Below are 22,022 nucleotides of genomic sequence, written 5' to 3' on the forward strand. Positions count from 1 at the left end.
GGCTAGCGCCAAGTACCTACGCCGATGACCGGGCCGGCTTCCAGCCAGGAAGAAAGGCCCGTGTAGGCGTCGAAGTTCATGGCGAGGCGCATGTCCCGGCCCTCGTACCGCAGTTCAACAATGACGACGTCGGGCTGCACCTTGACGGCCTCGGCCTCCGTGGGCTTCCGCCGGCCGAGCAGTTCCAGGGAATGCCGCTTGAACTTGTGCTTGGGCCGCACGCTGAGGGAGAGCAGCCGGAACCATTCAAGGTCGTTGTCCTGATAACGACAAACCCCCATCTGCCAGCTGTTTCCAGCCATGCAAATGGAGGCGTCCACCGTGCCGAGGGCACGCCGCAGATTGAAGCGGCGTACCCCCGAAAGGCACAGTGCAAATATCAGCAATCCAAAAGCGACTGCCAAGGCGATGAACAGACCCGGTGCGTCCATCAAGGTGATGCTAGCGGATCCCAGCGGTAGCCGAGCCGCCCAGATGGGCGTTGTCAGCAACAATGACCACACGGTTGTTGTCAACGGAGAAGAACCCGCCGTCGACCTCTACCGAAATGCGGTCTCCCGAAACCGGCTGGATGGCCAGTTCACCCTCGGCCAGGATCGCCAGCAGGGGCGAGTGGCCGGGCAGGATTCCGATTTCACCATCGCTGGTGCGGGCCTTGACCATCTTGGCCGCTCCGGACCACACAAAGTGGTCTGCTGCGACAATCTCAACCTCAAGCTCAGCCATATTACTTGGTCTGTTCCTGGATCTTGGCCCACTGGCGCTCTACGTCATCCAGGCCGCCGACGTTGAAGAACGCCTGCTCTGCGATGTGGTCGAGCTCTCCGTCGCAGATGGCGGAGAAGCCTTCGACGGTGTCCTTGATGGAAACCGTGGAACCTTCGACGCCGGTGAACTGCTTGGCGGTGTAGGTGTTCTGCGAGAGGAACTGCTGGATGCGGCGTGCACGCGACACGACGATCTTGTCCTCTTCGGAGAGTTCGTCAACGCCGAGGATGGCGATGATGTCCTGGAGTTCCTTGTTCTTCTGCAGGATCTGCTTGACACGGACAGCCGTGTTGTAGTGGTCCTTGCCGATGTACTGGGGGTCCAGGATGCGGGAGGTGGACGTCAGCGGGTCAACTGCCGGGTACAGGCCGCGGGAGGCGATTTCACGGGAAAGTTCCGTGGTCGCATCCAGGTGCGCAAAGGTGGTTGCCGGAGCCGGGTCGGTGTAGTCATCCGCGGGGACGTAGATGGCCTGCATCGAGGTGATGGAGTGGCCCTTGGTGGAGGTGATGCGCTCCTGCAGGAGGCCCATCTCGTCAGCCAGGTTCGGCTGGTAGCCCACGGCGGAGGGCATGCGGCCGAGGAGGGTGGAGACCTCGGAACCTGCCTGCGTGAAGCGGAAGATGTTGTCGATGAAGAGCAGCACGTCCTGGTTCTGGACATCGCGGAAGTACTCCGCCATGGTCAGCGCGGACAGGGCCACGCGCAGGCGCGTTCCCGGCGGCTCGTCCATCTGGCCGAACACAAGGGCGGTGTCCTTGAGGACCCCTGCCTCTTCCATTTCAACCCAGAGGTCGTTACCTTCACGGGTGCGCTCGCCCACGCCGGCGAATACCGAGGTACCACCGAAGTTGCGGGCAACACGGGTGATCATTTCTTGGATCAGGACGGTCTTGCCCACGCCGGCGCCGCCGAACAGGCCGATCTTTCCACCCTTGATGTAGGGGGTAAGGAGGTCGATGACCTTGATGCCGGTTTCCAGCATCTCGGTGGAACCTTCGAGCGAGGCGAAGCTCGGTGCCTTGCGGTGGATGGGCCAGCGTTCGCTGATGTCCAGTTCCGACTCGGCTACGTCGAGGGGCTGGCCCAGGACGTTGAAGATGTGGCCCTTGACGCCGTCGCCGACGGGCACGGAGATCGGGGCGCCGCTGTCCACGACGGACGTGCCGCGGACAAGTCCGTCGGTGGCCTGCAGGGAGATGGCGCGGACGAGGTTGTCACCCAGGTGCTGGGAGGTCTCGAACGTGATGGTCTTGGTTACACCGTTGAGAGTAATCTCGGTGGTGAGGGCGTTGTAGATGGACGGGATTGCGTCAGCCGGGAATTCGACGTCGACAACCGGGCCGATTACGCGCGCAATGCGGCCGGTGGCACCGGACGTTGCGGCTACGTGTTCGGTAGCAGTGGCAGTCATCTCTCTCACTTCACTCAGTAGATGGCGTGGGTTTAAGTTTATCTGTGGTGGTGCAGGTCCAGCGGAATCCGGGCTGGTGCAGGCTAGGACGCGAGGGCGTCGGCGCCGGCAACTATCTCGGAAAGCTCCTGCGTAATTTCAGCCTGACGGGCCGTGTTGCGCAGACGCGTGTACTTCTTGATGAGGTCCGTCGCGTTGTCGCCCGCGGACTTCATGGCCCGCTGGCGCGCAGCAAGTTCCGAAGCCGCAGCCTGCAGCATGGCCGCGAAGATGCGGGACTCGATGTAGCGCGGAAGCAGGGCATCAAGAACCTGCTCGGTTTCCGGCTCGAACTCGTACAGCGGCAACAGGTCCGATTCGGAAGCGGCTTGCTCTTCCACTACTTCCAAGGGAAGCAGGCGGATGACCGTGGGCTCCTGGGTAACCATGGACTTGAAGCGGGTGTAGACCACGTGGATCTCGTCCACGCCGCCCTCTTCATAGTCGGTTGCGAAATCCGTCAGCAGCGCCTCGCCGATTTCCCGGGCGGTGGCAAACTCCGGTGCGTCGGTGCCTCCGGTCCAGACCCGTGCATACTCACGGTTCCGGAATTCGTAGTAGGCCTGCGCCTTGCGTCCGACGAGGTACGTCTTGACTTCCTTGCCTTCAGCGTGGAGCAGCTCGTTGAGACCCTCCACCTGCTTGAGCACGCTCGCCGAGTACGATCCGGCCAGGCCACGGTCCGAGGTGATTACCAGGACGGCGGCACGGCGGATCTGCTCCGGCTCAGTGGTCAGCGGGTGGTCGATTTCGCTTTGGCTTGCGACAGCAGAAACGGCGCGCGTGATCGCGTTCGCGTAAGGCAGTGAAGCTGCTACGCGCGCACGGGCCTTGCCGATGCGCGAGGTAGCGATCAGTTCCATCGCCTTGAAGATCTTGCGCATCGACGTGGTCGAGCTGATCTTCTGGCGGTAGACCCGAATCTGGGCTCCCATACTTATCCTTTCCTAACATTCCTAAGACCGGATGCGCCGGACCCTTGGGCCCGGCACATCCGGCCAGCGGAACTAGCGCTTCTGCTTGACGATTTTTTCCTGGTCGACTTCGCCCTCGGAGATGGCTTCATGCTCCTCGTGGCCGGCGCCTACCAAGTGGTTGTCGCCCTCGCCGAAGAAGCCCTTCTTGAAGTCCACGATGGCGGACTTCAGGGCTGCCGCGGTGTCGTCGTCCAGCACGTTGGTCTGGGCCAGCGTGGTGAGGATCGAGGACTTGTGCGTCAGGTGCTCCAGGAACTCGGATTCGAAGCGGCTGATGTCCTCAACCGGAACGTCGTCCAGGTAGCCGTTGGTGCCGGCCCAGATGGATACAACCTGGTTCTCCACCGGGAACGGCGAGTACTGGCCCTGCTTGAGCAGCTCCATCAGGCGGGCGCCGCGGGTCAGCTGCTGGCGGGATGCGGCGTCCAGGTCCGAGGCGAACATGGCGAAAGCCTGCATGTCGCGGTACTGGGCCAGGTCCAGCTTCAACGTACCGGAGACCTTCTTCATGGACTTCACCTGTGCGGCGCCGCCCACGCGGGACACCGACACACCAACGTCGACAGCAGGGCGCTGGTTGGCGTTGAAGAGGTCCGACTGGAGGAAGATCTGGCCGTCGGTGATGGAGATGACGTTGGTCGGGATGTAGGCGGAAACGTCGTTCGCCTTGGTCTCGATCAGCGGCAGGCCCGTCATGGAGCCGGCACCCAGTTCGTCGGACAGCTTTGCACAACGCTCAAGCAGGCGGGAGTGCAAGTAGAAGACGTCGCCCGGGTAGGCTTCGCGTCCTGGCGGGCGGCGCAGCAGCAGCGACACGGCACGGTAGGCCTCGGCCTGCTTGGACAGGTCATCGAACACGATGAGGACGTGCTTGCCGCCGTACATCCAGTGCTGGCCGATAGCGGAACCTGCATACGGCGCCAGGTACTTGAAGCCCGCGGGGTCGGAGGCAGGGGACGCCACGATGGTGGTGTACTCCAGCGCGCCGTTGTCCTCGAGGGTCTGGCGGATGGCGGCAATGGTTGACGCCTTCTGACCGATTGCCACGTAGATGCAGCGGACCTGCTTGGTCACATCGCCCGAAGCCCAGTTGGCCTTCTGGTTGATGATGGTGTCGATCGCGATTGCGGACTTGCCGGTCTGGCGGTCGCCAATGATGAGCTGGCGCTGGCCGCGGCCGATCGGGATCATGGCGTCGATGGCCTTGAGCCCGGTCTGCATCGGTTCGTGCACCGACTTGCGCTGGGTTACGCCGGGAGCCTGGAGCTCCAGGGCGCGGGTGGTCTCGGCCTTGATCTCGCCGAGGTCGTCGATGGGCACGCCCAGCGGGTCGACAACGCGGCCAAGGAATGCGTCACCCACGGGAACGGACAGAACCTGTCCGGTGCGGTGCACTTCCTGGCCTTCTTCGACGCCGGTGAAGTCGCCGAGGATGATGACGCCGATTTCGCGTACGTCAAGGTTCTGGGCCAGGCCCAGGGTGCCGTCCTCAAAGCGAAGCAGCTCGTTCGCCATGACCGAGGGAAGGCCCTCAACACGGGCGATGCCGTCACTAGCGGTGGTTACGCGGCCGACCTCTACGCGCTCTGCGTTTCCGGGTTCGTAGGACGCCGCGAACTCGTTCAGCGCAATACGGACGTCGTCGGCGTTGATGGTCAATTCGGCCATCTGCAGTCCCTGCTCTCCTGTTTTGTGATCACCGTTGCCGGTGACCGGGGTTTCTATCAGTTAGGTTGTGCTTGTCCGGCTAGCCGGCCAGCTGGCGCTGCAATTGGCCCAGCTTGGCGAGGACCGAAGCATCGAGCACTTCGTCACCAACCTGGACGCGGATGCCGCCAATAAGTGACGGGTCAACATTGAGGTTGACCTTCAGTTCCCGTCCGTACATGGCATTCAGGCCCGCCTGGAGGCGTTCAAGCTGCGTCTGCGTTAGGGGACGGGTCACGCTGACCGTTGCAATCCAGCGCTGCTGCCGCTTGGCCGCCAGCTCGGCGAACCGCTGAACCAGCCGCGTGGGCTTAATGCCGCGCGGCTGGCTGACGGCCTGCGAAATGAGGACTTTGGCTTCTTCACTTGCGGCTGGCACCAGCTTCGCGGCGAGTGCGGTCTTGGCCGCAGCACTGGCCTGTGGTTCGGACAGAGCACGTTGTACCTCATGGCTGGAGGCAACAGCCTGGTTGAAGGAAAACAGATCGTTTTCCAGTTCTTCCAGGCCAGTGATTCCGGAGGCAGAAACGGCCGACTTGTTTTCAGCAACAGAAATGACCACCGTTGCGGCAAGAGTCTCGAGTGCATCGCCAATGTCACGGGCCGTTGCCCAGCGCAAGCTGGCCAGTCCGCCCGCGATCTCTGCAGCATCAGCGGAGACTTTCCCGCCAACCAGCTGCTTGACCAGCGCCGACTTTTCGTCACCATTGCGGGACGGGTCAGTCAGGGCGCGGCGCAAGCCAGCCGAGCTGTCCACCATTCCCAGAATTCCGAAGAGTTCCTTTGCCAGCTGCAGCGACGCGGTGGGAAGTTTTGCTTCCAACTCTGCCAGCGCTGTTGCCAGCGATTCGCTCGATACGCCTGCCATTACTTAGCTGCACCTGCGTTCTGGGTCTCCAGATCTGCCAGGAAACGGTCCACGACCCGTGCTGCACGCTCGTCGTCGTTGAGCGCTTCGCCGACGATCCGGCCCGCCAGGGTGGTGGCCAGGGTGCCGACCTCAGAACGCAGGGACACAACGGCCGCCTGGCGCTCGGATTCGATCTGTGCGTGTGCCTGGGCCGTGATGCGGGCAGACTCTGCAGCTGCCTTCTCCTTGAGATCCGCGAGGATCTGGGCACCTTCGGCACGGGCTTCCTCACGGATGCGGTTGGCTTCGGTGCGGGCGTCGGTCAGCTGCTGCTTGTACTCTTCGAGTGCAGCAGACGCCTCAGCCTGGGCCTTTTCAGCCTTTGCAATGCCGCCTTCGATGGCCTCGGCACGCTCGGCGAAGGTCTTTTCGAACATCGGGACAACGAACTTGACCACGATGAAAAAGAGGATGGCAAAGCCCACGAAGACAACGCCCATTTCCCAGATGTTGGGCATCAGGGGGTTGACTTCACCCTCAGTGGCGGCTGAGATGATCAGCTGATTCATATTTCACCCGTCCTTATCTACTCGGTTCTGTAAGTTCGCTTCGTTCTAAGGACTAGAGAACGAAGGCGAAGACCAGGCCGAGGATGGCGAGGGCTTCGGTCAGCGCAAGGCCGAGGAATGCGATCGGCTGCAGGACGCGCTGTGCTTCAGGCTGGCGTGCAACGCCGTTGATGTAGGCGGCGAATACGAGGCCAACACCGATACCACCGCCGATTGCGGACAGACCGTAACCTACGAGGTTGAGATTGCCTTCCATTTTTATTCCTTTCAAGATGCCACCCATGTGGCAGGTTGTTTGGGTTGCTCTATCCCCGCGAGGGGAAGTCTTTGTGCCCGGCGGCGGTTTGCCGGCAGGCAGGGTGCCTAGTGGCTGTCGGCGTGAAGTGCGCCTTCAATGTAGATCGCAGTCAGCAGGGTAAAGACGTACGCCTGCAGGACCATGATCAGGGCTTCAAGCATGTACATGGCGATCGCCCCGGCCAGGACCAGCAGCGAGGTTCCCTTGAGCAGGAGGTTCTCCTGCATGACGAGGAACTCGATGCCGTAGCCGGCGATCATCACGATGAGGTGGCCTGCGAGCATGGTGGCGAACAGACGGAGGCTGTGCGTTACAGGCCGGACCAGGAAGTTGGAGATGATCTCGATCGGGATGACGATCGGAAGGATGAACCACGGAACACCGGAGGGCACGGTGGCCAGCTTGAAGTAACGGAGTCCGTTCTTCTTGACGCCGATGGCGATCCAGGTGACGTAGACAATGCCGGCCAGCACGTAGGCGCCGCCCACGTGCGAGAACGTGGGGAGCTGGAAGAACGGGATGGCCCCGTAGATGTTGTTGACCAGGATGAAGAAGAAGAGGCTGAACAGCAGCGGGACGTACTTGATGAAGTCCCTGCCGCCGATGATGTCCTTGGCGATTCCGTTGCGGACGAAGCCGTAGGCGGCCTCGCCGGCAAACTGGAGCTTGCCGGGTACCAGCTGCTGCTTGCGTGCGGCGAGCACGAAGAAGACGGCGATAAAGACGACAGAGAGGAGGACCAGCAGCATCTGCTTGGAGAATCCTTCTGCGGCACCCCACGGCAGGATTGCCGGCAAATGCATTTCGTTAATACCAGGAGGAGTAAACTCTCCTGAATCTTGGGCCGGGAGCGCAAGCGCGATCAACGCGTTTCCTCTCTGCAGTGTCCATCATTGGGCGTTGGGCGGGGACCGGCAGCCGGAAGGCCTGCTGTTCCCCCTGTGAAATTATTTGGCATTAGTGTCGCCGTCCTGGGACGGCCCGCTGGAAGCACGGCGCTCCCCAGCATTGTTTCGAGAACTGGTAAGGCCATGCATGTGGGAAAGGTAGAAACCTCCGACGGCTCCAAGCAGGGCGCCTGCGAGCACGATCCAGCGCGTTCCCCACACGTAATCCAGTCCCCACCCTATCAAACTCCAGACGATGATTCCGCCAATGATGTAGCTGAATACGGCCATGCCGGCGTTGTATCCGCCGCTGGTTCCGTTGCTCGATACACCGGGGGCAGAACCGCTCGATCCGCTGTCCCCGTTGCGGCCTTTGTTGGGCTTCTTCGGATCACGCATCATGGTTTTCCTTGTTTTCCGGCTCGTTATAGATCTGCAGGCGCGCCTTGCTGAAACCGTAGATTTCAGCAGTCTGCCACAGGACCACGGCGGTCACCGCTCCGGCCACAAACCAGCGGCCTTGCAGCCACTGCGGAGCCCCCACGACGAACAGCACGACGGCGAAGCCGACCACCTTGACGAAGTAGGTTGCCACGAACATGCCGATGGCCCCCGAAGGATTGCTGCGGCCCACGAAATGCCCTACCAGGAGGCTGATTCCGAAGAACAGCATGACCAGCAGGCCGCCCGCGGTGCTGGACAGGGCGGCGTTCACGCCCTGCAGAAGCACGGCAGCGACTGCGCAGAGGAGCAGGCCGGCGGCAGAAGCAATCGAACTCAGCTTGAGGAGGTGCAGCCAGAGCGACGGTGTGGGGCCCGATGCGCCAACAGTTCCGTTGCCGGACGGAGGTCCGGACTCGGCGTTGGAGGTCATTCGATCCCAATCGTCGGCGCCGGCAGGCAGGTCACCGGCAGGCAGGTTTGGAGGGGCAGCTTTGGCTGCCCCTAAATTCTACACGAGATAGAAATAATCGGCACCGCGGTTACGCCCGCGTCTCTTCGCCGCGCCGGGCAAGGTATGGCCAGGCGGTGACCAGGCCCATGACGAGGGTGGCGAAGATGTCCACAGCGAGCACCATCTGCCACGGGAAGACGGCGAAGGCCAGTCCTCCGAAGGAGAGGATGCCGGTCCAGAGGTACATCAGGATCACGGCGGTGCGGTGCGAGTAGCCGATGTCCAGCAATTTGTGGTGCAGGTGGCCCTTGTCCGCGGACCAGGGCGACCGGCCGCGGGCGGTGCGCCGCACCACTGCCAGGCCGAGGTCCAGCAGCGGCAGGAAGAGGACGGCGAACGGAAGCAGGATGGGAATCACGGTGGAGATACCGTTGGCCCTGTCATACAGCCCCGAGGTGATCTGTCCGGTGGACACGACGCCGGCAGAAGCCATCAGCAGCCCGATCAGCATCGCACCGGAGTCGCCCATGAAGATTTTGGACGGAAACCAGTTGTGCGGGAGGAAGCCCAGGCAGCTGCCCACCAGGACAGCGGTGATAAGCGTGGCGAGGTCCGAATAGTCCAGCAGCACGGCATTGCGGTGCACCCAGTATGCGGTGAAGAAGAACGCGGTCCCGCCGATGATGGCCACGCCCGCGGCAAGGCCATCCAGGCCGTCGATGAAGTTGAAGGCGTTCATCGTGGTGACGATCAGTCCCGCGGTCAAGAGCACCCGTACCGTCTCGTTTTCGAGGTAGATCGCTTCGGGCACCCACGGGACGATGGTCATCTGGACTCCCCAGATGGCCACGGTGAGGCCCGCTGCGCTTTGCCCGATAAGTTTCACCCACCAGCGGATGTCCAGAAGGTCGTCCGCCACGCCCACCAGCACGATGACGGCAGCACCCGCGAGGACTCCCCACGGGGAGAAGTTGTTACGGTAAATGTCCTTGACGAAGAATGACTGGCTCGCAACAATGAGCGCCACCATCACTCCGAGGAAAATCGCCACGCCGCCGAGCCGCGACACCGGGATTGAATGCATGTCACGGCTGCGGATGGGCAGGTGCAGTTCCAGCCGGTGGCCGATGACCCGCGCCGCCCAGGTGGCAGCATAGGACACGATGGCAGCCGTCAGCCCCATCAGCAGGTACATGATCATGGGGCGGGGGCCGTTTCAGGACGGATGCTTAAACAGGGCAACCGTGCCGGCAGCTGGTCCTTGGTCGAGGGGCTCACTGGCCGGGAATCTGTTCTTCGATAAATGAAACTTCTCCGTCGCCGAGCGCTCAGCAGGCAGTACGCATTTCCGTGGACGCAGTGCCTTACAGGGCTGTATTACAGTGGACTCTAGTCAAAGATACTAGCGCCAACAGCTTCATGGCTTCGCGCCACACGGCGCAGTGCGAGCGGGGAAATCCCTGTCAGCCATGCTGAAAGGACCCCAATGACCCCCCGCATAGCAGTCGCTGCCGTTACCTTCGACCGGCCTCATGAACTGGCTGTCCTGCTGGATGCGATTAACGCGCAGAGCGCACCGGTGGAGACGATCTGCCTTGTGGACAGCGGCACGACGCCGGCCGTGGACGTGGCCGGCAAGCATCCGAACGTCGACTACGTCCGCTCGGAAGCAAACCTCGGTGGAGCGGGCGGATTCGCCCTGGCGGCGCTGAAGGCCGTGGCCAGCGGTGCCACCTGGATTTGGATGATGGACGACGACGCCGAGCCGGCTGACCCGGAATGCCTTGCCACGCTGGTGCGTGAGGCTGAGGCACGGGACCTCGAAGCGGTGGTTCCGCTGGTGACGGCGCCGGGCCAGCCCGACAGGCTTTCTTTTTTCTTCCGCCTGGACGGCAAGGTCACGCACAGCCGCGCCGAGGTGGAGAAGCTGGGTTTCCTGCCCAATGACGGCCACTTCTTCAACGGAGCGCTGATCCGTTCGGACGTCTTCTTCAAGGTGGGCCTGCCGGACATGCGGCTTTTCATCCGCGGCGACGAGGTGGATTTCACCATCCGTCTTCGCAAGGCGGGGATCAGGTTCGGCACGGTGACCACTACCGCCATCACCCACCCGCACGCGTTTTCCGAGACCCAGCATGTCTTCGGTGCCGGCTGGCACGTCATTGTTCCGGAATCGGCCTTCAAGCGGTACTACTACTACCGGAACCGCGGATATCTGATCCGCCGGTACTTCCGCGTCAGGTCCTTCGTTGCGGACGTGGGCGGCTACCTGGGCTACTTCCTCCAGCGCCGGGACCTTCCCGGTTTCCTGGGCTGGGCCAGGTCCTTCACCACCGGCCTCCGGGGCAAGGGGTTTGCGCCGCTGGAAGACCAGAAGTTCTAGGCTGCGGTTCCTAGCTCCTGCGCGCCGACTGGCGCTTCAACCCACGGGCGGCCAGGAGCCACAGCAGCACCCAGGGCTCGCCAAGCACGCGGTACGCCACACGGCGGGGGTGAAGCAGCAGCCGCCAGGCCCACTCCAGCCCCAGCCTGCCCAGCCACCGGGGGGCGAGCTTCTGGATGCCGGCAAGCTGTTCGATCGCTCCGCCGACTGCGCAGTAGACCGCCGGCGGCATGTCTCCAAGGCGCCGCTGCAGGACATTTTCCTGCAACGGCATGCCAAGGCCGATGAGGACCAGCTGCGGCTGCTGGCGGTGGAGCCAGGCCACAGCATCATCCTCAAGCCCGTCATCCCAGCCCTCTCCCGGAAGGCCCGAGACTTTTGCGCCGGGGACGATTGACTGCAGCTTCCTCACGGCGCCCGCGTTGGCCTCCGCACCGGCGCCAAGCACGGCAATCCGCTCCAGTCCCCGCACCTGGTCCAGCGCCGGAAGCCAGTCTGTCGAGCCCAGCCTGTAGTCCATGACGGGGCCTTTCGCCTTGCCTGTCCTCCCCCACAACCAGAGCACGGGCGCCCCGTCCAGCAGGACCACGTCGCTCTGCTGGTAAAGGTCGCGAAAGCCCTCATCCGAGAGGGTCAGCGTGACGCTGTGGAGGTTGTGGCCCAGTACCGTCCGGGTGGAGCCTTCCTGGATGTAGCGGCTGAGTTCCTCCACCAGTTCCGGAACACGCAGCGGGGTTGCTTCAACCTCCAGGACCGGGACCTGCTGGCGGTCCGGTGCCATCAGGATTCGGTGTCCCGCGCCGGCGCCTGGATTGCCGCAGCGGAGGGTTCGACGGCGGAGGACCCGGGCGCCGGCGGATGGACCGGCGCGGCGGACGGATCCTCCGCCACGGGAGCTTCAACCGCAGGCGATGCGTCGGTGGGTACTGTGTCCACAGGTTCCTCTTCAGCCATGGGGATCTCTCCCAGGCCCAGGACACCCGGAACGTGCTCGCGGAGCTGTTCAAGGCTTACGGCACCGTTGCGGACCACGCGCAGGTGCGGCCCCGTGGCGTCAACAATGGTGGAGGGCACGGCGTTCTGGCCTTCCTGCGGCCGGAAGCCTCCTTCCAGGTAGACCTCCACGGAATCGGCAAGCTGCTCGCGCGCGGCGGCTGCCGTTTGCCCCGGGGCATGGCCCGTGCGGTTCGCGGAGGAAACGGCCAATGGCCCGGTGAGGGTCAGCAGTTCCTGGGCGATCTCGTCGTCAGGCATGCGCAGCGCCACCGTCCCCTTGGTCTCGCCCAGGTCCCACTCGAGGGACGGCTGGGCGTGCAGGATCAGGGTCAGGCCGCCCGGCCAGAACGCTTCCGCAAGTTTGCGGGCGTCCGGGGACACATCCGTGGCCAGCCCGTCAAGGGCGTTGATCCGCGGGATCAGCACGGGCGGCGGCATGGTGCGGCTGCGTCCCTTGGATACCAGGAGCATGGTCACGGCCTGGGGCGAAAAGGCGTCGGCGGCAATGCCGTAGACAGTGTCCGTGGGAAAGACCACGCACTTCTTCTCGCTGATGGCCCGCTGGGCGTGCTCCAGGCCCTTGGCGCGCTCGTCGTCACTGGTGCAGTCGTAGGTAGTGGTCACTCGCCTATTCTTTCATTCCGTGTAGTCCGGATCCGCAAGCAGGGCGCTGGTGGCGCGCTCCTTGCCATTGAGGTCCAGGTGCGTCCTGATTCCGGTCCAGTTCCCGGTCCTGGCCAGCATGGCCGGGATCCAGCCCGCCTGGACTTCGGCATGTTCCATCACGAAGTAGCCGCCGGGCCGCAGGAGGCGGGCCGCGGAGGCAGCGGCCGCCGTCGGAAGTTCCATGCCGTCCGCTCCCCCGCCGTACAGCGCTTCGGGCGGATCATGGAGGGCGACTTCGGGCTCGTTGGGGATAGCTTCGGCAGGGATGTACGGCGGGTTGGAAACCACGACGTCGAAGGTTCCGTTGAGCTCCGGCAGTGCGTCACGCAGGTCCCCCTGGACGAGGTTGACGCCCAGGGGCGCCAGGTTCCTGGCAGCCCAGGCGTGGGCGAAGGGGCTGGACTCCACCGCGTGGACTTCGGCGCCCGGCACTTCGTGGGCGAGGGAGCCCGCGATGGCGCCGGATCCGGTGCCAAGGTCCACAATGCGCGGGTGCGGCATGCCCCTGACGTGGTCGATCACCAACTGCACCACGGACTCGGTCTCCGGGCGGGGAATGAAGACCCCCGGGCCGACGGCCAGTTCGAGGTAGCGGAAATGCGCTACCCCGGTGATGTGCTGCAGCGGCGTCCTGCCGGCACGCTCCGCCACGAGGGCGGCGTAGCCTTCCGGCGCGGGAGTATCGCCAAGCATCATGGCACGGAGGCGGCCGAGCCCGACGTTGAGGAGGTGGTCGGCGAGCAGTTCGGCGTCCACGCGGGGGCTGGGCACGCCGGCGTCCCGGAGGATGGCTGTTGCCTCGGCAACGGCGTCCGCAAGCGACTGGCCTGGCTGAAGTGTCATGTCTGGGATGTGCAGGAAGGACTAATCGCCGATGGCGTCCAGGCGCGCCTGTTCGTCCATTTCAATTGCGGACTGGATGACGGGTTCCAGGTCGCCGTTCATCACCTGGTCCAGGTTGTACGCCTTGTAGCCGGTGCGGTGGTCCGCAATGCGGTTTTCCGGATAGTTGTACGTGCGGATGCGCTCCGAGCGGTCCATGGTGCGGATCTGCGACTTCCGCTGGGCCGAGTTTTCGGCGTCGATCTGCTCCTGCTGGTGAGCCAGGATGCGTGCCCGCAGCACGCGCATGCCGGCTTCACGGTTCTGCAGCTGCGACTTCTCGTTCTGCATGGCCACCACGATTCCGGTGGGAAGGTGGGTAATGCGCACGGCAGAGTCCGTGGTGTTAACAGACTGGCCGCCCGGGCCCGAGGACCGGTAGACATCGATCTTGAGGTCGTTCTGGTTGATCTCAAGCTCTTCGGGCTCGTCCACCTCGGGGAGGACCAGCACGCCGGCCGCGGAGGTGTGGATGCGGCCCTGGGATTCGGTGACGGGAACGCGCTGGACGCGGTGCACGCCGCCCTCGAACTTCAGGCGGGCGTAAACGCCCTCGGCAGGATCGTTCGAGTTGCCCTTCACGGCCACCTGGACGTCCTTGTAGCCGCCAAGGTCGGATTCGGTGGCGGAAATGATTTCGGTTTTCCAGCCGCGCGATTCCGCGTACCGGGTGTACATGCGCAGCAGGTCGCCGGCAAAGAGCGCAGCCTCGTCGCCGCCCTCACCGCCCTTGACTTCAAGGATGACGTTGCGGGCGTCATCAGGATCGCGCGGAATGAGCAGCCGACGCAGCTTGGCCGCGGCGGTTTCCAGCGCGGCCTCAAGCTCGGGAACCTCGGCAGCAAACTCGGGGTCCTCCCCCGCCATTTCCTTCGCGGCAGCAAGGTCATCCCGGATGGCCTCCCACTTGTGGTAGGCCTCAACAATGCCATTAAGCTGAGCCGACCGCCGCCCCAGCTTCCGGGCAAGCCGCTGGTCAGCATATACAGCAGGATCCCCCAGCTGCGCCTGGATGGAGTCATGCTCATCAAGCAGGCCCTGTACGGACTCAAACATTTAAACCTCTTTCGACTTGTACAAGTCTAGTTACTGCAACGCGGGGTCAGTTAACGCCCATTCCAGGGCTCCCGGAGGGCCAAAAGTGACCCCGCGTTGCGTCTCTTGGTACGGAACCGTTAACGACGAACCGCTCAAAATATGCCGGCCAGGGAGCGTTCGATGACTCCCAACCTTCGCAAGCTCAGGTCGGGGCCATGCAATCTCTCTTACGGGCCACCCGGCGTAGGGGCGGGACCGGCATATTTTGAGCGGTAACTCAGCTACTTGTCGTTATCCGACTTCGCACCAAGGGTCGTCTTCTGGACCTGCATGAGGAACTCAACGTTGCTCTGGGTTTCCCGGATCTTGTTGGTCAGCAGTTCAAGGCTCTGCTGGGTCTCGAGTCCGGAGAGGACGCGGCGCAGCTTCCACATGATCTTGACTTCCTCGGGCGAGAGCAGGTTCTCCTCGCGGCGGGTGCCGGACGCATTGACGTCCACGGCCGGGAAGATGCGCTTGTCAGCCAGCTGGCGGGACAGGCGGAGCTCCATGTTGCCGGTGCCCTTGAACTCCTCGAAAATGACCTCGTCCATCTTGGACCCGGTCTCCACGAGCGCGGTGGCCAGGATGGTGAGCGAGCCGCCGTTTTCGATGTTGCGGGCTGCACCGAAGAAACGCTTGGGCGGGTACAGTGCCGCGGAGTCGACACCACCGGACAGGATGCGGCCTGAAGCCGGTGCTGCCAGGTTGTAGGCGCGGCCCAGGCGGGTCATGGAGTCGAGGAGCACCACAACGTCCATGCCCATTTCCACGAGGCGCTTGGCACGTTCGATGGAAAGCTCGGCCACGGTGGTGTGGTCGTCGGCGGGACGGTCGAAGGTGGAGGCAATGACCTCGCCCTTGACGGTGCGCTGCATGTCCGTGACTTCTTCGGGGCGTTCGTCAACCAGCACCATCATGAGGTGGACCTCAGGGTTGTTGGTGGTGATCGCGTTGGCGATGGACTGCAGGATGAGCGTCTTTCCGGCCTTCGGCGGGGAGACGATCAGGCCGCGCTGGCCCTTGCCGATGGGCGCCACGAGGTCGATGACGCGGGGGCCGATCTTCTTGGGATCGGTCTCCAGGCGCAGGCGCTCGGACGGGTAGAGCGGAACCAGCTTGGCGAACTCGACCCGGTCCTTCAGTTCTTCGGCGGTCTTGCCGTTCACCGAGGTGACGCGGACCAGTGCATTGAACTTCTGGCGGGCGGACTGCTGGCTGCGGTCTTCGCCATCGCGGGGTGCCCGGATGGCGCCGACGACGGCGTCACCCTTGCGGAGGTTGTACTTCTTGACCTGGGCCAGGGAGACGTAGACGTCGTTGGGGCCCGGCAGGTATCCGGAAGTGCGGATGAACGCGTAGTTCTCCAGGACGTCCAAGATACCGGCTACCGGCAGGAGGACATCGTCTTCGGTGACCTCGACGTCGTCGACATCCGGTCCCTGGGAGCGGCCGCGGCGGCGGTCATTGCGGTCGCGGAAGCGGTCGTTGCGCGAGCTGTTGTCCCGGTCCTGGCCGCCCGAGCGGTCATTGCGGTCGTTCCGGTCGCGCCGGTTGCGGCGGTTGCGGCGGCTGCCGCCGTCGGAATCGTCACCGTCGCGGCTGTCCTCCCGGCGGGAGCCTTCGCGCTGGCCGGCCTCGCGGCTGCCTGCGTTGTCACGGCCGCCGTCTGTGCCCTCACGCGGGCCGCCGTCGCGGCCGCGGGTGCGGCCGCCGTCACGGCGGTCCGTGCGCTGGCCTGCGTCGCCCTCAACCGGAGCTTCGGTGCGCTGTTCTGAGGCGCGCTGTTCTGAGGCGCGCTGTTCCGCGGCCTGTCCTGCGGGGCGCTGTTCGACGTCGGCCTGTCCGGCTGGAGCCTCGGCGGCCTCCGTACCCTGGGGCGCTGCGGCGGCAGCTTCGCCGCGGCGGCGGTTGCGGGTGCGCGGCTGGCGGCGCTCGGTGGCGCCTTCAGTAGCCTCGGAAGCCTCCGCAGGAGCTTCGACCGGCCCGGCGGCGCCGGTTTCTGCAACGGCGGTTTCGGCGGCAGCAGCGGATTCGGCGGCGGCCGGAGCCACCACTCCGTCGCTCACTGCGCGGCGGCTGCGGCCACGGCGTGCACGGGTGCCTTCGGCGGGCGCTTCCGGAGCTTCAGCCGGAGCGGCGGCAACCGGGGCGGAGACGGCGGGGGCGGCAATGCTCTCGGCACGCTTCTCGGTTGCCTTGGCAGGAGCCTTGGCCAGTGGGGTGCCGGCACGATGGGCGGAGATGGCTGAGACCAGGTCCCCCTTGCGCATCCGGGAACCGCCGGAAATACCGAGCTGGCTGGCAAGTGCCTGCAGCTGGGCGAGCTTAAGGCCTGCGAGGCCGCTGCTCTTGGCGGGTGCGGCCGGCGATTCGGCAGCAGAAGATGATAGTTCCACAGCTGGCGACAGCTCAGTGGTTTCGGTCACGAAGGATCCTTCCCCCTCGACGGCGTCCAGACGAGGAGCTGAACGCGATGATTTGATCTGGGTTGCAGTTCAGATCTGCAGCCGGATTGTTCGGCCTTGCCGGTTGGAGTTCGGCCAGCAGGGCCGGATACTGATTCACCTTCCACTCCGCCCGTGGCGAAGGGATGGACTGACGCATCAGGGGCAGCTTAAGACTGCAGATTCCTGCGACAGACCAAGCAGGCGGCACCGGAATAGATTGCGCAGTAGGAGATCAAATCGCAAATGAATGCTGGAGGAGATCAGATAGGCGGAATTACCGCCGGTGCATCTCCACCTTAGCACCTTCAACGTCCACTGCCAGCTTCAGAACGCGCCATGCGATATCCGGCGTGTTGGCTTCGATGAAGTCCTGGATGAAAGCCACGACGGCGGCCGCCTTGGCTTCTCCGTCGGCAAGGACCAGCACGGTGGGACCGGCACCCGAAACGACGGCGGCATATCCTGCCGCGCGCAGCGCGCCGATCAGCGCTGCGCTGGGGCGCATTGCCTCCGCCCGGTAGCTCTGGTGCAGGTAGTCCTCGGTGCCGGCCAGCAGGAATTCGGGTTTAGCCGTCAGTGCGTGGATCAGCAGCGCGGCGCGGCCTGCATTCATCGCGGCGGCGTGGTGGCCCACCGATGCCGGCAAGAGGGCCCGGGCCGCCTCCGTGGAAAGTTCGAAGTCAGGCACCGCAACAACGGGGATGACCGATTCCGACACTGTTGCCCGCGTGCTCCTGTACTGGTCATTGTTCTGCCAGGACAGTGCCAGTCCGCCGAAAATGGCAGGTGCGACGTTGTCCGGGTGCCCCTCCATCTCGGATGTGAGCTGGAGAATCCAGTCCTTGCCGCGGCGGGCAGCCTCAGGGACCAGGGCATTGGCTGCGGTCACGGCGGCTACCACTGCCGACGCCGAGGACCCGAGCCCCCGCCCGTGCGGGTTGATGTTGTCCGCAGTGATCCGAAGCCCCTCGTGCCGGAAGCCCAGGCGGTGCAGGGCTTCCGTGAGGGCCCTGACCACCAAGTGGCTGGCATCTCGTGGAAGTGTTTCAGCCCCCTCGCCGCTGAGGTCGAAGTGAAGCTCGCCACTGCCCAGTGTTTCCACCGTCAGGGTGTCGTGCAAAGACAGGGCGAGCCCCAGGCTGTCATATCCCGGGCCCAGGTTCGCGCTGGTGGCGGGCACGCGGACGGTCACCAGCTGGCCGGCCGGAACTGCCGGCGCAGCGGCTGCGGACTCGGCAGGCACGGTGAGGGTGGTTTCCACGGTTACTTGTCTTCCAGTCCCAGTTCGGCTGCAACTGTCACGACGTCGTTGGGCACCTTGACCGGCTGCACATCGCTGCCGTCCTCGGTGCGCAGGGCCCACTGGGGGTCCTTGAGGCCATGGCCCGTAACGGTGATGACGATCGTCTTGCCTGACGGAACTTCACCAGCGGCGTGCTTCTTCAGCAGCCCGGCCACGCCGGCGGCAGATCCGGGCTCCACGAAAACGCCCTCGCGTGCGGAGAGCCAGCGGTGCGCGTTCAGGATTTCCTCATCCGTGACTGCCTCGATCAGTCCGCCGGATTCGTCACGGGCGCCGATGGCGCCGTCCCAGGAGGCGGGGTTGCCGATCCGGATGGCCGTGGCGATGGTGTCCGGTTCGGTTATGGGGTGGCCGGCAACAAAGGGGGCTGCGCCTGCCGCCTGGAAACCCCACATGGCGGGGGTCTTGGTGGAGACGGCGGGAAGGGTGCCGGCCGTTTCGGACTCGAAGGGCGCGGAGTACTCCTTGTAGCCCTTCCAGTAAGCGGTGATGTTTCCGGCGTTGCCGACCGGCAGGACGTGGATGTCCGGAGCGTCGCCCAGCGCATCGACGATTTCGAAGGCTCCGGTCTTTTGGCCCTGGATGCGGGCGGGGTTGACGGAGTTCACCAGGAACACCGGGTAGGACTCCCCCAGCTTGCGGGCGATGTCCAGGCAGTTGTCGAAGTTGCCGTCCACCTGCAGCAGCGTGGCGCCGTGGGCGATGGCCTGGCTGAGCTTCCCCATGGAAATCTTGCCTTCCGGCACCAGGACAGCGCACTTGAGGCCGGCAGCGGTGGCGTAGGCGGCAGCAGAGGCGGAGGTGTTTCCGGTGGAGGCGCAGACCACAGCCTTTGCCCCGGCGGCAACGGCGGCGGTCATGGCCATGGTCATGCCGCGGTCTTTGAAGGAACCGGTGGGGTTCATGCCCTCAACCTTCAGGTACACCTCGGAACCGGTGAGCTCAGAGAGCTTCTGCGCGTGCACCAGCGGTGTGCCGCCTTCACCCAGGGTGATGACCTTGGTGGATTCCGTCACGGGCAGACGGTCAGCGTATTCGCGGATGACGCCGCGCCATTGGTGAGCCACTTAGACTCCTTCTACCCGCAGAACGGATGTAACTGAGTTGATGACGTCCAGGCCTTTGACGGCCTCGACGGTGGCCGCAAGGGCAGCCTCTGACGCGCGGTGGGTAATGATCCGCAGTTCGGCCGATTCCGTGTTGGATTCGGCGTCCTTGTGGATGGTTTGCCGCATGATTTCGATGGATACGCCGTGCTCCGCGAAGAGCTGTGCGATGCGGGCCAGGACACCGGGCTGGTCAGCGACGTCGAGGCCGATGTAGTAGCTGGTGGTGGCTGCATCGATGGGCAGGGCCGGAACATGGCCGGTTGTGGTCTCGGTGCGCTGCGGTCCGCCCAGCATCAGGCGGCGGGCAGCGGAGACAAGGTCGCCGAGCACGGCAGATGCCGTGGGCGTGCCGCCGGCACCCTGGCCGTAGAACATGAGTTCGCCGGCGTTTTCCGCCTCAATGAACACAGCGTTGAAGGCACCCCGCACGGCGGCCAGCGGGTGCTCCCGCGGAAGCAGCGTGGGGTGCACGCGCACGGAGATACCTTCGGCGCCGTGGGCATCCGTCAGCTTCTCGGCGATGGCCAGCAGCTTGATGACGAAACCGGCATCCTTCGCTGCCGCGATGTCGGCAGCGCTGACGGAGGTGATGCCCTCGCAGTGGACGTTCTCCAGCGCGAACCGGGTGTGGAAGGAGAGGGTAGCCAGGATGGCCGCCTTGGCGGCGGCGTCGTGGCCTTCGACGTCGGCCGTTGGGTCCGCTTCGGCGTAGCCGAGGCGCTGGGCCTCTGCGAGGGCATCGGCGAACTGGGCGCCGGTGGAGTCCATCTGGTCCAGGATGAAGTTCGTGGTGCCGTTGACGATGCCCAGCACCCGGGTGATCCGGTCGCCGGAAAGGCTGTCGCGGATGGGCCGGAGGATGGGGATGGCGCCGGCCACGGCCGCTTCGTAGGAGAGTTGGACGCCCGCCTTGTCCGCCTCCTCGTAGAGGGTGGGCCCGTCCTGGGCCAGCAGGGCCTTGTTGCCGGTGACAACGCAGGCGCCGTTCTGCAGCGCCGAGAGGATCAGCGTCCTGGCAGGCTCAATGCCGCCCATGAGCTCGATGACCAGGTCAGCGTCCTTGACCAGTGTCTCGGCGTCGGTGGTGAAGAGCTCCTGCGGCAGGTCCACATCACGGGGTGCGTTGACGTTGCGCACGGCAATGCCGCTGAGCTCCAGGCGGGCGCCGGCGCGGGCGGCAAGGGCGTCGGCGTCCTCAATGAGGATCCGCGCAACCTGGGCCCCAACGTTGCCGCAGCCCAGCAGGGCTACTTTCAGGGTTCGCAATTCCGTCATTCAGGCTCCCATGTCGCGGTTCAGCAGATCTTCTTCGGTTTCCCCGCGGACAATCAGCCGGGCAGATCCGTCGCGCACCGCGACAACGCCCGGGCGGGCCAGATAGTTGTAGTTGCTTGAAAGGGCCCAGCAGTAGGCGCCGGTCCCCGGTACAGCAAGCAGATCACCGGCTGCCACGTCCTCGGGCAGATATACATCTCTAACAACTATGTCGCCGCTCTCGCAATGTTTGCCCACCACGCGGGACAGCTGTGGAGCCGCCGCGGACGCGCGCGAGGCCAGAATTGCGGAGTAATCGGCGTCGTAGAGCACGGGCCGGGCGTTGTCGCTCATGCCGCCGTCCACCGAAACATACCGGCGCGGATACGTAACGTTGTTGCCTCCGTCACTGGCTTTGGAGGGGGCCGGCGCGTCCACGCGCACGGTTTTGATCGTCCCTACTTCGTAAAGCGTGAAGGTGGTGCTGCCCACGATGGCGCGTCCCGGCTCGATGGAAATGCGGGGCGAGTCAATGCCCAGTTCTGCGCAGGTGGAACGGACGACGGCGGCCATCGCCTCCGCGATCTCGGCTGCAGGACGGGGGGTGTCCACCGGGGTGTAGGCGATGCCGTAGCCGCCGCCGAGGTCCAGCTCCGGAAGGACAATGGAGTACTTTTCCTGCATGGCGGCGAGGAAGCGAAGGAGCTTTTCGGCGGCCATCGCGAAGCCGTCCGGCTCGAAGATCTGGGATCCGATATGGCAGTGCAGTCCCAGCAGTTCAATGCCCGGGTGCGCGGCAGCGGCAGCCACTGCTTCTTCGGCGGCGGACAGCCCGGCCTGGTCGGTGGTGTCCGCGGCCATGGAGAGGCCGAACTTCTGGTCCTCGTGGGCCGTGGCAATGAATTCGTGCGTATGCGCATGGACCCCCGGCGTGAGCCGGAGCATGACCTTGGCCTTTTCCCCCCGGCGTTCAGCGATGGCGCCCACCCGGACCAGTTCGCTGAGGCTGTCCACCACAATCCGGCCCAGCTTCATGTCCAGCGCACGGTGGATCTCCCCGTCCGACTTGTTGTTGCCGTGCAGGGCCACGTCGGCGCCGGGAATCCCGGCCTTTGCCGCAACGGCCAGCTCGCCGCCGGACGCAGTGTCCAGCCGCAGCCCCTCCTCCTCGACCCACCGCACCACGGCGGTGCACAGGAACGATTTGCCGGCGTAGTAGACGTCCACTCCCCCGCAGATATCGGCGAACGCATTGTTGAACGCGTCGCTGAAGGCGCGTGCCCTGGCACGGAAGTCGGTCTCGCTCATGACGAAGAGCGGGGTTCCATACTGCCGCTGGAGCTCGCTGACCGGAATTCCGTCGATGGTGAGTTCACCGGAATCGCTCCTGGCCGCGTCCTGTGCCCACATCTTTGGCTCAAGGGCATTCAGGTCGGCAGGGACAGAAAGCCAGCCGGGGGCAAGCGGGGAACCGGCGGCGGGGTCCTGTGCAGCCATG

22 protein-coding genes are annotated in these 22,022 nt (G+C 64.5%); 1 reads left to right on the forward strand and 21 read right to left on the reverse strand.

The window, feature by feature from the left end:
- Window positions 1–2 precede the first annotated feature (2 nt).
- The 12 genes from C3B78_RS12545 to C3B78_RS12600 form a co-directional block, all read right to left on the reverse strand.
- Window positions 3–431 carry a DUF2550 domain-containing protein gene (locus C3B78_RS12545; RefSeq protein WP_104998363.1) on the reverse strand — a complete coding sequence of 143 codons (429 nt, stop codon included), beginning with the start codon at window positions 429–431 and terminating at the stop codon, window positions 3–5.
- Between the two features lie 10 nt (window positions 432–441).
- Entirely contained in the window at window positions 442–726 is a 285-nt protein-coding gene (locus tag C3B78_RS12550; protein WP_104998364.1) for a F0F1 ATP synthase subunit epsilon, read from the reverse strand.
- Window position 727: 1 nt separating this feature from the next.
- The gene (gene atpD, locus C3B78_RS12555) at window positions 728–2,182 is read right to left on the reverse strand and encodes a F0F1 ATP synthase subunit beta (protein ID WP_104998365.1); all 1,455 of its coding nucleotides are present in this window, start codon (window positions 2,180–2,182) and stop codon (window positions 728–730) included.
- A gap of 83 nt (window positions 2,183–2,265) precedes the next feature.
- Window positions 2,266–3,156 carry a F0F1 ATP synthase subunit gamma gene (locus tag C3B78_RS12560; RefSeq protein WP_104998366.1) on the reverse strand — a complete coding sequence of 297 codons (891 nt, stop codon included), beginning with the start codon at window positions 3,154–3,156 and terminating at the stop codon, window positions 2,266–2,268.
- A gap of 72 nt (window positions 3,157–3,228) precedes the next feature.
- Complete coding sequence (gene atpA, locus C3B78_RS12565) at window positions 3,229–4,866, reverse strand: F0F1 ATP synthase subunit alpha (RefSeq protein WP_104998367.1); 1,638 nt, start codon at window positions 4,864–4,866, stop codon at window positions 3,229–3,231.
- 79 nt (window positions 4,867–4,945) lie between these two features.
- On the reverse strand, window positions 4,946–5,773 hold the full coding sequence (locus tag C3B78_RS12570) for a F0F1 ATP synthase subunit delta (RefSeq protein WP_104998368.1): 828 nt from the start codon (window positions 5,771–5,773) through the stop codon (window positions 4,946–4,948).
- Window positions 5,773–6,324, reverse strand: a complete 552-nt coding sequence (locus C3B78_RS12575) for a F0F1 ATP synthase subunit B (RefSeq protein WP_104998369.1) — start codon at window positions 6,322–6,324, stop codon at window positions 5,773–5,775. Before C3B78_RS12575 ends, C3B78_RS12570 begins: the two co-directional genes overlap by 1 nt.
- A gap of 52 nt (window positions 6,325–6,376) precedes the next feature.
- Window positions 6,377–6,580 (reverse strand): ATP synthase F0 subunit C, encoded by a 204-nt coding sequence (atpE, locus tag C3B78_RS12580; protein WP_009356484.1) that lies wholly within the window; start codon window positions 6,578–6,580, stop codon window positions 6,377–6,379.
- A gap of 107 nt (window positions 6,581–6,687) precedes the next feature.
- Window positions 6,688–7,488 (reverse strand): F0F1 ATP synthase subunit A, encoded by an 801-nt coding sequence (gene atpB, locus C3B78_RS12585; RefSeq protein ID WP_104998370.1) that lies wholly within the window; start codon window positions 7,486–7,488, stop codon window positions 6,688–6,690.
- A gap of 81 nt (window positions 7,489–7,569) precedes the next feature.
- Window positions 7,570–7,908: an AtpZ/AtpI family protein gene (locus C3B78_RS12590; protein WP_104998371.1), complete on the reverse strand. Its 339-nt coding sequence runs from the start codon at window positions 7,906–7,908 to the stop codon at window positions 7,570–7,572.
- Window positions 7,901–8,383, reverse strand: a complete 483-nt coding sequence (locus tag C3B78_RS12595) for a hypothetical protein (RefSeq protein WP_104998372.1) — start codon at window positions 8,381–8,383, stop codon at window positions 7,901–7,903. The genes C3B78_RS12590 and C3B78_RS12595 overlap by 8 nt, the downstream gene beginning before the upstream one ends.
- Window positions 8,384–8,492: 109 nt before the next feature.
- Window positions 8,493–9,605 carry an MraY family glycosyltransferase gene (locus C3B78_RS12600; protein WP_104998373.1) on the reverse strand — a complete coding sequence of 371 codons (1,113 nt, stop codon included), beginning with the start codon at window positions 9,603–9,605 and terminating at the stop codon, window positions 8,493–8,495.
- A gap of 285 nt (window positions 9,606–9,890) precedes the next feature.
- Between C3B78_RS12600 and C3B78_RS12605 the strand changes: the two genes are divergently transcribed.
- Window positions 9,891–10,787: a glycosyltransferase gene (locus C3B78_RS12605; RefSeq protein ID WP_104998374.1), complete on the forward strand. Its 897-nt coding sequence runs from the start codon at window positions 9,891–9,893 to the stop codon at window positions 10,785–10,787.
- Window positions 10,788–10,797: 10 nt separating this feature from the next.
- Here C3B78_RS12605 and C3B78_RS12610 read toward each other — a convergent pair whose 3' ends face one another.
- From C3B78_RS12610 to lysA, 9 genes are all read right to left on the reverse strand, one after another.
- A complete protein-coding gene (locus C3B78_RS12610; RefSeq protein ID WP_104998375.1) occupies window positions 10,798–11,568 on the reverse strand; it encodes a WecB/TagA/CpsF family glycosyltransferase in 771 nt (256 codons plus the stop codon).
- The gene (locus tag C3B78_RS12615) at window positions 11,568–12,407 is read right to left on the reverse strand and encodes an L-threonylcarbamoyladenylate synthase (RefSeq protein ID WP_104998376.1); all 840 of its coding nucleotides are present in this window, start codon (window positions 12,405–12,407) and stop codon (window positions 11,568–11,570) included. Before C3B78_RS12615 ends, C3B78_RS12610 begins: the two co-directional genes overlap by 1 nt.
- 12 nt (window positions 12,408–12,419) lie before the next feature.
- A complete protein-coding gene (gene prmC / locus C3B78_RS12620; RefSeq protein WP_104998377.1) occupies window positions 12,420–13,292 on the reverse strand; it encodes a peptide chain release factor N(5)-glutamine methyltransferase in 873 nt (290 codons plus the stop codon).
- A 21-nt stretch (window positions 13,293–13,313) separates the two neighbouring features.
- On the reverse strand, window positions 13,314–14,387 hold the full coding sequence (gene prfA, locus C3B78_RS12625) for a peptide chain release factor 1 (RefSeq protein WP_104998378.1): 1,074 nt from the start codon (window positions 14,385–14,387) through the stop codon (window positions 13,314–13,316).
- Between the two features lie 263 nt (window positions 14,388–14,650).
- Complete coding sequence (gene rho, locus C3B78_RS12630) at window positions 14,651–16,837, reverse strand: transcription termination factor Rho (protein ID WP_104998379.1); 2,187 nt, start codon at window positions 16,835–16,837, stop codon at window positions 14,651–14,653.
- 295 nt (window positions 16,838–17,132) lie between these two features.
- Window positions 17,133–18,119 (reverse strand): homoserine kinase, encoded by a 987-nt coding sequence (gene thrB, locus C3B78_RS12635; protein ID WP_199775248.1) that lies wholly within the window; start codon window positions 18,117–18,119, stop codon window positions 17,133–17,135.
- Between the two features lie 2 nt (window positions 18,120–18,121).
- On the reverse strand, window positions 18,122–19,228 hold the full coding sequence (gene thrC, locus C3B78_RS12640; protein ID WP_104998380.1) for a threonine synthase: 1,107 nt from the start codon (window positions 19,226–19,228) through the stop codon (window positions 18,122–18,124).
- Window positions 19,229–20,545: a homoserine dehydrogenase gene (locus tag C3B78_RS12645; RefSeq protein WP_104998381.1), complete on the reverse strand. Its 1,317-nt coding sequence runs from the start codon at window positions 20,543–20,545 to the stop codon at window positions 19,229–19,231.
- Entirely contained in the window at window positions 20,546–22,021 is a 1,476-nt protein-coding gene (lysA, locus tag C3B78_RS12650) for a diaminopimelate decarboxylase (RefSeq protein WP_104998382.1), read from the reverse strand.
- Window position 22,022 lies beyond the last annotated feature (1 nt).

The organism is Arthrobacter sp. PGP41 (assembly GCF_002953935.1).
In the GTDB taxonomy this organism is placed as follows: Bacteria; Actinomycetota; Actinomycetes; order Actinomycetales; family Micrococcaceae; genus Arthrobacter.